This window comes from Kitasatospora sp. NPDC056181, from assembly GCF_042266225.1.
In the GTDB taxonomy this organism is placed as follows: domain Bacteria; phylum Actinomycetota; class Actinomycetes; order Streptomycetales; family Streptomycetaceae; genus Kitasatospora.
Genome location: NZ_JBHJUK010000034.1, coordinates 32,457 through 43,858 on the forward strand (window position 1 = coordinate 32,457; position 11,402 = coordinate 43,858).

The 11,402-nt window shown below is 74.4% G+C and carries 12 protein-coding genes; 2 read left to right on the plus strand and 10 right to left on the minus strand.

Translation table 11 applies throughout. The annotated features are described in order from the left end of the window. Positions 1-116: 116 nt before the first annotated feature. The 8 genes from ACFC1F_RS15870 to ACFC1F_RS15905 form a co-directional block, all read right to left on the minus strand. Positions 117-509 carry a hypothetical protein gene (locus tag ACFC1F_RS15870; RefSeq protein ID WP_376158708.1) on the minus strand — a complete coding sequence of 131 codons (393 nt, stop codon included), beginning with the start codon at positions 507-509 and terminating at the stop codon, positions 117-119. Then, the gene (locus ACFC1F_RS15875; protein WP_376158710.1) at positions 490-1,062 is read right to left on the minus strand and encodes an RNA polymerase sigma factor; all 573 of its coding nucleotides are present in this window, start codon (positions 1,060-1,062) and stop codon (positions 490-492) included. The genes ACFC1F_RS15870 and ACFC1F_RS15875 overlap by 20 nt, the downstream gene beginning before the upstream one ends. 310 nt (positions 1,063-1,372) lie before the next feature. After that, positions 1,373-1,846: a carboxymuconolactone decarboxylase family protein gene (locus ACFC1F_RS15880; RefSeq protein WP_376158712.1), complete on the minus strand. Its 474-nt coding sequence runs from the start codon at positions 1,844-1,846 to the stop codon at positions 1,373-1,375. Positions 1,847-2,070: 224 nt separating this feature from the next. Further along, entirely contained in the window at positions 2,071-3,195 is a 1,125-nt protein-coding gene (locus ACFC1F_RS15885) for a nucleotide disphospho-sugar-binding domain-containing protein (RefSeq protein WP_376158714.1), read from the minus strand. A 204-nt stretch (positions 3,196-3,399) separates the two neighbouring features. Beyond that, positions 3,400-4,278 carry an RNA polymerase sigma factor SigJ gene (sigJ, locus tag ACFC1F_RS15890; RefSeq protein WP_376158716.1) on the minus strand — a complete coding sequence of 293 codons (879 nt, stop codon included), beginning with the start codon at positions 4,276-4,278 and terminating at the stop codon, positions 3,400-3,402. A 97-nt stretch (positions 4,279-4,375) separates the two neighbouring features. Continuing rightward, complete coding sequence (locus ACFC1F_RS15895; protein ID WP_376158718.1) at positions 4,376-5,086, minus strand: NAD(P)-dependent oxidoreductase; 711 nt, start codon at positions 5,084-5,086, stop codon at positions 4,376-4,378. Positions 5,087-5,289: 203 nt separating this feature from the next. Continuing rightward, positions 5,290-6,069 carry an alpha/beta fold hydrolase gene (locus ACFC1F_RS15900; protein ID WP_209415608.1) on the minus strand — a complete coding sequence of 260 codons (780 nt, stop codon included), beginning with the start codon at positions 6,067-6,069 and terminating at the stop codon, positions 5,290-5,292. A 307-nt stretch (positions 6,070-6,376) separates the two neighbouring features. After that, positions 6,377-7,048 (minus strand): TetR/AcrR family transcriptional regulator, encoded by a 672-nt coding sequence (locus ACFC1F_RS15905; RefSeq protein WP_376158720.1) that lies wholly within the window; start codon positions 7,046-7,048, stop codon positions 6,377-6,379. 291 nt (positions 7,049-7,339) lie between these two features. On the opposite strand from ACFC1F_RS15905, the gene ACFC1F_RS15910 reads away from it, so the two are divergent. Beyond that, positions 7,340-7,969, plus strand: coding sequence for a hypothetical protein (locus ACFC1F_RS15910; protein WP_376158722.1), 630 nt, complete (start codon positions 7,340-7,342; stop codon positions 7,967-7,969). Between the two features lie 320 nt (positions 7,970-8,289). Here ACFC1F_RS15910 and ACFC1F_RS15915 read toward each other — a convergent pair whose 3' ends face one another. Continuing rightward, positions 8,290-8,934 (minus strand): response regulator, encoded by a 645-nt coding sequence (locus tag ACFC1F_RS15915; RefSeq protein WP_376158724.1) that lies wholly within the window; start codon positions 8,932-8,934, stop codon positions 8,290-8,292. Positions 8,935-9,109: 175 nt separating this feature from the next. Beyond that, a complete protein-coding gene (locus tag ACFC1F_RS15920; protein WP_376158726.1) occupies positions 9,110-10,357 on the minus strand; it encodes a sensor histidine kinase in 1,248 nt (415 codons plus the stop codon). Between the two features lie 357 nt (positions 10,358-10,714). Between ACFC1F_RS15920 and ACFC1F_RS15925 the strand changes: the two genes are divergently transcribed. After that, positions 10,715-11,275, plus strand: a complete 561-nt coding sequence (locus ACFC1F_RS15925; RefSeq protein ID WP_209415603.1) for a heme-binding protein — start codon at positions 10,715-10,717, stop codon at positions 11,273-11,275. Positions 11,276-11,402 lie beyond the last annotated feature (127 nt).

The following is an 11,402-nucleotide window of genomic DNA, read 5'->3' on the forward strand; positions in this document are numbered from 1 at the left end:
TCGATGACCTGGGGCTTTCGCGTTGTCCGGGCCGATCCGCTCCGCCGGGCCGGATCGGTGCCGGAGGGGCGCCGCTGCGACGTCCGCGTGGTGGAGTCCGCCCGCCGGGTGCCCGCTCAGCGGCGGCTGGCGGCGGCGGCCTGCGGGCGGTCCGCTCCGGCGCCCTTGAGCAGGTCCACCTGCGCGGCCACGTGAAGGCCCGTGGGGGCGGTGACCGTTCTGGCGGTGTGCTTGTCGTGGCCGGCGACGACCAGACTGCACTGGCCGTTCTCGCAGGAGCGCTGCAGCCGGCCCCTCGAAACGGTCTGCGCCAGCCCGATCGCCCAGCACATCGGACACCCGCGCAGCGCGAGCAGGCCGACCGGCAGGAGCAGCAGGCTGACCGGGCCGACGACCGGTATGAGTGCGACGGAGCCGACCAGTGCGCCGAACCCCACCGCGCCGCGCGTCAGGTGCCGGGGCAGCGAAGCGCTCGCGAAGTCGGGACCGTCAGGCTTCGTTCCCGTCATGGTTCCCTCCAGAAGCTGGGCCGGGTGTGGAACGCAGCGTGAGTTGGACCGCTGCGCGTGCTCGGTGCAGACGCGACTTCATCGCCGCCGTGGTGAGACCCAGCGCATCGGCCACCGTCCGTCCGCTGAGGCCCTGGACGTCTCGCATGATCAGCACGCGGCGCTGGTCGACGGGCAGGGCGGCGATCGCCGCCGCCACCCTGCCGGCATCGAGCCGTTGCAGGGCCTCCTCCTCGGCCGAGGCCACGGCGGTGTCCTGCAGCGGTGGGAGGTCCCGCATCGCCGTCCGTGCCCGCCGCAGGCACTCGTTGCGGACGATGCGGAACATCCACGACGCCAGTGCGCCGGAGGCCCGCAGCATCCCGATCTTGCGGTACAGGATGATCAGGGCTTCCTGCGCCGCGTCCTCGGCGTCCTCCGGGGTGGCGCAGAGGGAGTGGGCGAACCGCTGCACGTTCGGGTGTGCGCCCGACACCAGCGCGGCGATCGAATCGACGTCACCGCGCTGCGCGGCGACGACCAGCTGTTCGCCGGGCCAGGCCGAATCAGCCACGCCCGCCCCGCTTGCGCTTCACGACGAGCATGCAGGTGCAGAGCAGCACCAGTGCGACGGCGATACCGACACCGAGGATCACGACAACCTCCAGGTCCTGTCCCGACGTTTGTCGGCACGGGTATAAGAGGCGCGGACCGTGCCGAAGGATTCGGGCCCCGCCCGGAAAGTTTCCCGGGCCTCGGCACGGTGGTGGGCCGCAACGGCGGCAGGCCCCGGGTCGGCGACCCGGGGCCTGCCGTTCGAGGTCAGGTGTGGAAGGGGTGGGCGGCGAACCGGCCCCGGGCCGCGGAGGCGGCCCGGGCGTGGCTCAGGAGAACTGTCCGGGCTGGTAGTCGCCGGCGGGCTGCCGGATCATGACGTTCGCGCGGTTGAAGGCGTTGATGAGGGCGATGCCGCACACCAGGGCCGCGAGCTGGTCCTCGTCGTAGTACTTGGCGGCGTTCGCCCAGACCTCGTCCGGGACTCCGCCGGCCGCGTCGGCGATGCGGGTGCCCTCCTCCGCGAGTTCGAGGGCGGCGCGCTCGGCGTCGGTGAACACCGTGGCCTCCCGCCAGGCGGCGACCAGGTTGAGGCGCGTCGCGGTCTCCCCGGCGTGCGCGGCGTCCTTGGTGTGCATGTCGACGCAGAAGCCGCAGCCGTTGATCTGGCTGGCGCGCAGCTTGACCAGTTCCTGCGTCGCGAACGGCAGCGTCGAGTCCGCGAGGACCTTGCCCGCCGCGACGAGGTGCTTGCCGAACTTGGCGGTGACCGGGTTGGTGAAGACGTTCAGACGGGCTTCCATCGTGCACTCCTTGTCGTTGTCCGCTCTCGCCCTTAAGACAGGACAGCCCGGCGGGTTGTGACATGGAGCGGATGTGACGTGCGTCTCGTCAGGTGCGGCGCCGGAGGGCGCGTGGTCGGCGTGGTGGGGTTCGGCAAGGACAGGACCCCGTCCGGCTTTCGCCGGGCGGGGCCCGTTGGCCTCCGGGGTGCAGGGACACCGGAGTGCAGGGGTGCCGGGGTGGGTCAGTGGGCGGCGGCGAGGGCTTCGAGGGCGGGGACGAGGGTGGCCGGGGACGGGAGGGCGGCGTTCTCGGCCTGGAGGGCGGTGGCGGCCGTGCGGAGGGCCGGGTCGGTGAGGAGGCGGGTGAGGAGCGGGGTGTCGACGTCGTCGGAGGCGGAGCGCAGGGCCGCGCCCGTGGCGGTGAGGGCGTCGGCGTTGGCGAAGTGGTCGGCGCCCTGCGGGAGCAGGAGCTGGGGGATGCCGGCCTGGAGGGCGGTGAGCATGGTGCCGGAGCCGCCGTGGTGGATCAACGCGTCGGAGGTGGTGAGCAGTTCAGCGAGCGGGACCCAGGGCAGCGCGCGGACGTTGGCGGGGAGGGTGCCGAGCGGGGAGAGGTCGGCGTCGCCGACGGCGAGCAGGAACTCGGCGTCCACCGCGGCGGCGGCCTCGATGAGGCGGACGATCGCGCGGACGCCGTCCAGCTCGGTGAGGACGGTGCCCAGGGTCACGGCGACGCGCGGGCGGTCGCCGCGGCTGAGCAGGCCGGCGGGGACGAGACCGCCGCCGTTGTAGGGGATGTAGCGCATCCGCAGGCCGTCCGGGTCGCCGCCGAGCGAGGCGGGGACGACGTTCAGGGCGGTGGCCGCGGCGGGGCCGGACAGGCCGTGGGCCTCGTAGACGTCGGTGAAGTTCGCGGCGATCCGCGCGGCCATGCCGTGGCCCGAGGTGACGCCGAAGTTCTGGATCGCCGAGGGGATCTTGAGCTTGGCCGCGACCAGCGGGGCGGAGGCCTGGAAGGAGTCGAAGACCAGCAGGTCGGCACCCCAGTCGCCGGCGACGGCGAGCAGGCCGTCGACGGTGGAGCGGGAGGCGATGGCGAAGCCCCTGGCCGCCATGTCGAGGATCTCGTCCTGGGTCTTGTCGGCCGCGACGTACTGGACCTTCTCCCCGGTGTGCTGCTCGAACGCCTCCCGGACGGTGCGGCCGTCGCCGATCTCGGTGATCGGGAAGCCGGCGGCCCGGAGCGGCTCCAGCGGCCTCGAACCGGCGAACAGCACTTCGTGCCCGGCGCTGCGCAGGGCCTGCGCGGTCGGGATCATCGGGAAGAGGTGGCCGGCCGCGGCCGGGCCGGTGAAGAGTATGCGCACGGATGTCTCCTGGTCATTCGTCAGTCGGTGGGGCGCGGGTCGTCCGTCGTCCACGGCCGGGGCCCGTCGCCCTCTTCGCTCCGTGAACTGACGGACGGTCAGTTCGTGTTCCCGGGGGGATCGGTAATCGGACGTTCTGGCGCAGGCCTTGCCGGCCGGGGCGCGGTGTGCTCGGGCGTACGGGGTGGCGGGCGGGACGGCCGGTCAGAGCGGCGGGACGGGGAGGGTGCGGAGCCGGTCGGGGTCGGCGAGGAGGTTGATCTCGGTGATCCGGCCGTCGACGACGGTGAGTGCGAGGACGGAGAACAGTCGGCCGTCGGGGGCGGTGACCAGGCCGAGGGTGCCGTTGACCAGGGCCGGGCGTGCGAGCGGGGCCAGGCCGCGGAAGAGCAGCGCCTGCTGGGCGACGGCGGCGGCGCCGTGGACGAGGAGGGGCAGGGCGCCGAAGCGGGTGGCGCCGACGTCCGCGCGGAGGGTGACGTCCGGGTCGAGCAGGGTGACCAGGGCCTCGAAGTCGCCGGTGCGGGAGGCGGCGAGGAAGGCGTCCAGAACGACGCGCTGGCGTGTGAGGTCGGTCTCCGGGGTGGCCGCCCCGCGGACCCGGCGGCGGGCTCGGCTGGCCAGCTGCCGGGTGGCGGCGGGGGTGCGGTCGACGATCGGGGCGAGGTCGTCGAAGGGGACGGCGAACATGTCGTGCAGGACGAAGGCGAGCCGCTCGGCCGGCGGCAGGGTGTCGAGGACGACCATCATGGCCAGGCCCACCGAGTCGGCCAGCAGCGCCGCCTGTTCGGGGTCGGCGGCGTCGACCCGGCCGATCACCGGGTCGGGCACGTGGGTTTCCAGCGGCTCCTCGCGCCGGGCGGCGCGGGAGCGGAGCTGGTCGAGGCAGACCCGGCCGACGACGGTGGTCAGCCAGCCGGCCAGGTTGTCGACCCGGGAGGCGTCGGCGCGGCTGAGCCGGAACCAGGTCTCCTGGACGGCGTCCTCGGCCTCGCTCAGGGAGCCGAGCATCCGGTAGGCGACCGACCTCAGCCGGGGGCGCTGCTGCTCGAACTGCCGGGCCAGGGATTCGTCGTGGTTCATCGTGCGCCGTCGCAATCCGTCGTCGGGCTCCGCCGGGTCGCGGCGGGCCGGCCCCTGTCCGATGTCTGACGATAGGTCTGTCATGGTCGTCCGGGGGTCAGTTGGCGACGCCGACGGTCCGGTGGACCGACTCGGGGCGGTCCAGCAGGCCGAGCATGCAGTGGGCGACGTCGGCGCGGGCGACCGAGAGGCCGCGGCGCACGTTGCGCCCGTACGCCGTCCGATAGTCGCGGGTGAGCGGCTTGTCGGTGAGGCGGGGCGGGCGGACGATCGTCCAGTCGAGCCCGCTCGCGCGGACCACGTCCTCCATCTGCGCCAGGTCGGCGTAGTGGCGGCGGAGCGCGGCCCGGGTGAGCGGTGCGCCGAGGTGGCGCATGAAGAAGCCGTCCCCCGGGTCGTGCCGGGGCGGCTCCGGGCGGGCGGGCGAGGGGACGGTGCCGATCGGGGCCGCGCTGACCACGATCAGGCGCTGGACACCGACCTCGCGCATGGCGGCGGCCACGGACCGGGTGCCGCGCCAGGCGACCCCGGCCTCGGCGCCGGAGCGCGGGCCGAGGGCGGAGAGCACGGCGTCCGCGTCGGCGATCGCGGTGCGCAGGGCGGCCGGTTCGGCGGCGGCCAGATCGGCCTGGACGACCCGGACGTCCTGTGCAGCCCGGACGGTCTGTGCGGCGGGTGCGCGGCCGGTGGTGTCGGACAGCCCGGCCGGGTTGCGGACCACGGCGGTGACGTCGTGGCCCGCCGCGATGGCCTGGGCGAGGAGCTGCCGTCCGATACCGCCGGTGGCGGCGAGGATGGTGAGTTTCATCTGCTGCCTCCTGTCTGCGAGGGGTGGCGTGCGGCGGCGACACCCTATGAGCGGATCGGAGGCCCGAAGTGTGACGACGGGGGCGGCGAATGTGACGCAGGTCACATCGCCGCCCGGGTGGCGGTGTCCCTGCCTGTCGGGGCTCGGGCGGCGGGGATTCCGGGCGGCGCGGGCCCCTGGATGCAGGGCTCGGGCGGCGGGGCTCAGGCGGCGGCGAGGAAGTCGCGGACGGTCCGGGTGAACGCCTCGGGCTGCTCGGCGAGCACGACGTGGCCGGTGTCGAACTCGGCGTACTCGCTGCCGGCGATGGCCGCGTGCAGGCGGCGCGCGTTCTCCACCGGGATGGTGGCGTCCTGGGTGCAGCCGATGACCAGGGTCGGGGCCTGGACGTGGGGGAGCAGGGTGGTGATGTCGAGGTCGAGGTCGAGGGCGATGTGCCGCAGGGTGCCGGGGGTCGGCTGCATGAAGGCGGCGGCGGCCTCGACGCCCTCGCGGCCGATCCGGTTGAGGAACCCGCGGCTGAAGGCGGTGAGGGTGGCGTAGCGGCCGAAGGCGGCCGGGTCGCCGGCGAGGGAGAGCCAGACGGTCATCATGTTGCGCAGGTACTCGTCGTCCGAGTTGATCCAGCCCGAGGCGGCGACCAGGCGGCGCACCTGGTCGGGGCGGCGGGCCGCCGCGGCGGTGGCGATGACGGCGCCGAGCGAGAAGCCGACCACGTGGACGGGGCCGCGCCCGGCGTGCTCGATGACGGCGTTGACCTGGGCGGCGAGGGCGTCGATGGTCAGTTCGGCGCCGTCGTCCTCGGCGGCCTCGCTGCCCGACAGGTCGGGGAGCAGCAGGGTGTAGCGGTCGGTGAAGGCGTCCAGCAGGTTGTCCCACATGCCGGAGCCGGGGCCGGTGCCGTGGACGAGGATCACGGTCTCGGGGCCGTCGCCCACGACGCGGTAGGGGATGCGGGCGGCGTCGACGGTGATGGTGGGCATGGCGGGTGGTCCCTTCGGAGGGGGTGAGGTGCTGACAAGAAAGTAAACTACACGGTGCAGGGCATTGATTCAACTACACCGTGCAGTGCAATGTCGGGCGGGGCGAGAGCTGTGCGAGGCCGGGTGCGTGGCGGGGGCCGGTGTGCGGCCCGGCCGGATGTGCGGCCGGGGTGCGTACGTGGCCGGGGTGCGTGCGGCCGGGGTGCGTGCGCGGCCGGGGTGTGTGCGGGGCGAGGGCCGGTGTGCGGAGAGGGCCGACCCCGTTCGTTCCGGGGGCGGCCCTCTCCGTGGCGGAGGCGGGGTGGCGTCAGCCGTACAGGCGCAGGAAGGCCCGGATGCCGGCGGTGACGCCCGCCTCCAGGTCGGCGTCGGGGAGCGGGATCGCGCCGAAGAAGCTGGCGTCGGCGGCCCCGCTGAACGTCAGCAGGGTGAACTGGGTCGCGGCCAGCGTCGCGTCCTCGATGTGCAGCAGCCCCTGGTCGGCGAGGCGGCCGAAGTGCGCGGCGAGGTCGCGCTGGGAGGCGAGCGGGCCCGCGTCCAGCCAGGCGCCGAGGACCTCGGGCGGGATGTTGCCGGCCTCGGCGCGGATCGTGCGGCCGAGCGCGGAGTGGTCGCCCGCGGTGAGGACGGCCCGGGCGCGGTCGAGGGCGAACGCGGTGAGGTCGGCCTCCAGATCGACGATCTTGTGCAGGTGGCGGTCGGCCAGGGCGGCGATGACCTCGGTCAGCTCGCCGGCGGTCTCCAGGGCGACGGAGAGGAACAGCTTCTCCTTGTCCCCGAAGTGGTTGTAGATGGTCCGCTTGGACACCCCCGCCTCGGCGGCGATCGCGTCCACGCTGGCGCGGGTGTAGCCCTCGCGGCCGAAGACCGTGCTCGCCGCGCGGGCGATGGCCTGCCGCTTCTCCGGCATCCGGCGCGAGCCCGTGGCCGGTGCGGGTGCCCCGGAGGGTGCCGGGGTTCCTGGGGTCCCTGGGGTCATCGGGCGGTCTCTCCTTCGGGCTGGTTACACTACTCGGTGCAGTGTATGCATGTCGGCCCTGCGGCGCGGCAGGGGCGGCCGACGTGGTCCGGGCGGCCGAGCTCGGCCGAGGTGGTTGAGTGAAGGGGTCCGGCCGATGTGTACGGGAGCGGCAGAACGTGCGCCCGGTACGTCGGCGGCGGAACTGGCACGGCGCGGCGGGCCGTCCAGGGAGTGCAGAGGAACGGAATCCCTTCCCGGGTTGAACGCCGGGAGAAGACGGAGGCCCCGGTGCAGCCAGGTGGTGCCGAAGTGAACGTCGAGACTCCCGCCGGAACGCTGCCGGCGTCCGCGCCGCCGGCCGTCCCGTCCGCGCGTACCGCGCCGGTGGACCAGGCGGCGGCCGCCGTGCGCTGCGAGAGCCTGTTACAGGACTCGTTGGACGCCGTCCGGCCGCCGCTCACCTGGCGGCACGGGGCCGCTCGGGCCGGTGCGCGACTGCCGCTGCCGGGGTCGGGTCCGGATGACGCGGCCGTGCACTGGTACGTCGGCCGGAGCCGGGACATCGTCACCATCGTCTCGGCGGCCCGTCGGGCGGCGCTGCCGGCCATGGTCGAGACGCAGTGGCGCCGGCGCGGCTGGACCGTGACCTCGGTGAACGCCGGACGCGAGCGGCCCGGCCTCGCGGCGACCACGCCGGACGGCTACCGGCTCGCGCTGGAGTTCGGCGAGCTGGGTGAAGCGCGGCTGACGGCGGTCTCGCCGGGAGTGGCCCGGTCGGAGCGGCCGGAACAGCCGGAACAGCCGGAGCGGTCGGAGCAGTCAGGGCGGCCGGAGCAGTCGGAGCGGCCGGCCGGCAGCTGGGGCGAAGTGCCGGGATCCCCGGGCTACTTGGCGCGACTGCCGGAGGTGTGCTGCCCGTTCTGGAGTGCCATGGGGTAGCCGGGGCGAGGCGGTGCGCGATCCGGCGCGGGGGTGGTGTCGGGCGGGGAGGCGAGGCGCGGAGCGGGTCCCCCCGGACACGCTCCGCGCCGCCTCGTCGCACGGCTTCGGCGCGCGTCGCTCCCCCCGGACTCCCCGGCCCGCGCCGTCCCCCCTGGCAGTGCCCTCGGACGAGGGCGGTCCGCACAGGCCTCGGCGAGCTCCCCTGGTGGCCGGAGGCGTCGTTGATCTCCACGCTAACAAACCGAGTGGTTGGTTTGTCAATGATCGGATCCACGAAACATCCACATCTTCGCTGCGGAGCGGGATCGCGCGGACACTCAGCGCAGCAGTCTGCGCTCCTTGGCCACGGCCACTGCACCGGAGCGGGTGTCGACGCCCAACTTGTCGTAGATCCGGCCCAGATGGGTCTTCACCGTCGCCTCGCTGATGAACAGCGCGCGGGCGATCTCCCGGTTGCCCAGGCCCTGCGCCAACTGAGCCAGGATCTCCTGCTCCCGCTCGGTGAGCTGCGGGACCGGCGCCCGCATCTGGGCCATCACCCGGGAGGCGACCGGCGGAGAGAGAACGGTGCGGCCGCGCGCCGCCGCGTGCACCGCGGCGAACAGTTCCTCCGGCCGCTCGGCCTTCAGCAGGTAGCCGGTGGCGCCCGCGCCGATCGCCCGGGTGATGTCGGCGTCGGTGTCGTAGGTGGTGAGGACCAGGACGTGAGGAGCGCCGGGAGCGGCGGTGATCCGGCGCGTGGCCTCCACGCCGTCGATGCCCTCGCCGAGCTGGAGGTCCATCAGCACCACCTGGGGCGCGAGCCGGGCGGCCAGGGCGACCGCCTCCTCCCCGTTGCTCGCCTCGCCGACCACCTCGATGTCCCCGGCGCTGGCCAGCAGCGCCAGCAGGCCGGCCCGGACGACGGCGTGGTCGTCACAGACCAGTAGGCGGACCGGCTGTGTCGCGGGGACGGCGCTCATGCGCACCTCTTGATCGTTCGTTCGGCGGGGGTTCGGTTGGCGGGGTTTCGGTTGGCGGGGGTCTGTCCGTCGGGGGTCTGTCCGTCGGAGGTCTGTCCGGCCGGGGTTCGTCCGTCGATCGTCCGTCCGTCGATCGTCCGTCCGTCGACCGTCCGCCCGTCGGCGGTTCGCTCGCTCATCGTGGCTCCAGCGGGATCGCGGCGGAGACGACGGTGCCCTCGCCGGGTGTGCTCTCGACGGTCAGGGTGCCACCGAGCTGGCGCAAGCGGGCCCGCATCGCGGGCAGTCCGTGGCCGCGTCCGGCGTCGGACCGGGCGCCAACGGCGGGCTGCCCGCTGTCACCCGTCCCGTCGGTCCGGAACCCCCGGCCGTTGTCGGCGATGTCCAGGACGGCCTGGTCGCCGAGGAAGGAGAGCGTCAGCGCGGCGGCCGAAGCGCCCGCGTGCTCCCGGACGTTGGCCAGCGCGCCCTGGGCGATCCGCAGCAGCGCGGACTGGGCGGCGGCGGGCAGCGGCACCGCGGTGCCGTCCAGGTGGAAGCGGACCGGCAGGCCGCTCTCGGCGGACTCCCGCTCGGCGAGCGAACTCAGCGCCTGGTCCAGCGTGCGGCCGTCGGCGAGTTCGGCCGGTGCGAGGTCGTGGACGAAACGGCGGGCCTCGGCCAGGTTGCGGGCCGCCACCTCGGCGGCGGTCCGCACGTGGGTCCGGGCGGTCGCCGGGTCGGCGTCCCATGTGCGGTCGGCGGCCTGGAGCAGCATCTGCTGGCTGGAGAGGCCCTGGGCCAGGGTGTCGTGGATCTCCATGGCCAGCCGTTCGCGCTCGGCCAGCGTGCCCTCCCGCCGCTCCGTGGCGGCGAGTTCGCGCCGGGTGCGGCGCAGGTCGCGGATCAGCGCGCGCTGCCGCTCGGCCTGCCGCTCCATGAAGAGGAAGACGCCGGTGGCCAGTGCCGCCACCGCGGGCGGCAGCAGGATCAGGTTGGCGTCCACGCCGCCCAGCCGGACCTCGCCGACCACCACCAGCAGCGTGAGCGCCGCCACCATCGGGATCGCCGCCCGCGCGGGCAGCGTCCGCAGGGCCGTGTAGACCAGCGGGACGGCGCACCACGCGAAGCTCGGCGCCAGCAGCACCAGCACCACCCAGAGCGCGACCACCAGGGCCAGCGGCCAGAGCCTGCGGTGCTGCCCCGGAGCGGGCGGGCGGCGGTGGGCCAGCCAGGAGCCGACCGGCTGGGAGACCGCCAGGGCGAGGCTGAGGCCGACCACCCAGGGGATGCGCGGGTTGCCGGGGTGGTGGCCGAGGTAGCGGCCGAGCGAGGTGGCGAGCAGCAGCAGGAAGGCGGAGTCGAGCAGGACGGCCAGCCGGCCCGCGTCCGGGTCCCCGGCGGTGCCGGGCGCGGTGGTGGTGCCGGGCTCGGGCTGGTCCACGTGCTCGCTCCTCACTCCGCGTCGGGTGCGGTGGTTGCCGCGCTGCCCGGGGCCGACCGGTCCGGCTCACCGGCTCACTGGGCCCGCCGGGCCTGCCGGGTCTGCCGGGCCTGCCGGGCTGATCGGCGCTGACCAGCGCTGACCTGCGTCGATCCCTCGATGGTGACCCGTCCGGCCGGGGCGCGCATCAGCCGATCGGTTGACGGGCCCGTCAACCATCATGCGCGCGAGCGGCCGCCGGACCGTCGATGTGGGGGAGGGGTCCGCGGCCGGAGGATCGGTACCGAAGCCGCCGAGCCCGATCCGGTCCCCCTGGTTCCGGCCGTGGCCCCGACCGAACCGACGAGGAGCCTGACCATGAAGAAGACCTCCGTGCGCACCCGCGTGCTGACCGGTACCGTCGCCGCCGCCGCGCTCGCGGCCGCCACCGTGGGCGCCGTCTCCGCCAGCGCCGAGACCACCGAGGCCCCGGCCGTCGCCGCAGCGGTGAAGGCCGACACCCAGAACAAGAACCTCACCCAGACCACCGGTCTGACCATCGAGGCCGCCACCAAGGCCGCCCAGGCCACCCTGGACGCGGCCAACAAGGCCGGCCAGCACGTCTCGGTCGCCGTGGTCGACCGGGACGGGATCACCCGGGTGCTGCTCAAGGGCGACGGGGCCGGCCCGCAGTCGCCGGAGTCCGCCGAGCGCAAGGCGTTCACGGCCGTCTCCTGGAACGCGCCGACCTCCGAGCTGGCCAAGCGCCTCGCCCAGGCGCCGAACCTCAAGGACATCCCGGGCACGCTGTTCCTGGCCGGCGGAGCCCCCGTCCAGGCCAAGGGCGCGCCGATCGCGGCGATCGGCGTCGCGGGCGCGCCCAGTGGCGACCTCGACGAGCAGTTCGCCCAGGCGGGCGTTGCCGAGCTCGCCAAGTAGCCGGACCCGCCAAGTAGCCGGGCCGTCGGGCAACCGGACGTCGAGCAACCGGACGTTGGGCAACCGGCCGTTGAGCGGCCGGTCGGCGCGCCGGGGCGGGCCCTGTCTCTTATACACAACTGACGCT

Coding starts and splice junctions, on each gene's coding strand:
- ACFC1F_RS15900 (WP_209415608.1), bottom strand. CDS start 6,069: ATGCCCACCATCACCGTCGACGCCGCCCGCATCCCCTACCGCGTCGTG.
- ACFC1F_RS15925 (WP_209415603.1), top strand. CDS start 10,715: ATGAAGAAGACCTCCGTGCGCACCCGCGTGCTGACCGGTACCGTCGCC.
- ACFC1F_RS15915 (WP_376158724.1), bottom strand. CDS start 8,934: ATGAGCGCCGTCCCCGCGACACAGCCGGTCCGCCTACTGGTCTGTGAC.
- ACFC1F_RS15895 (WP_376158718.1), bottom strand. CDS start 5,086: ATGAAACTCACCATCCTCGCCGCCACCGGCGGTATCGGACGGCAGCTC.
- ACFC1F_RS15905 (WP_376158720.1), bottom strand. CDS start 7,048: ATGACCCCAGGGACCCCAGGAACCCCGGCACCCTCCGGGGCACCCGCA.
- ACFC1F_RS15870 (WP_376158708.1), bottom strand. CDS start 509: ATGACGGGAACGAAGCCTGACGGTCCCGACTTCGCGAGCGCTTCGCTG.
- sigJ (WP_376158716.1), bottom strand. CDS start 4,278: ATGAACCACGACGAATCCCTGGCCCGGCAGTTCGAGCAGCAGCGCCCC.
- ACFC1F_RS15880 (WP_376158712.1), bottom strand. CDS start 1,846: ATGGAAGCCCGTCTGAACGTCTTCACCAACCCGGTCACCGCCAAGTTC.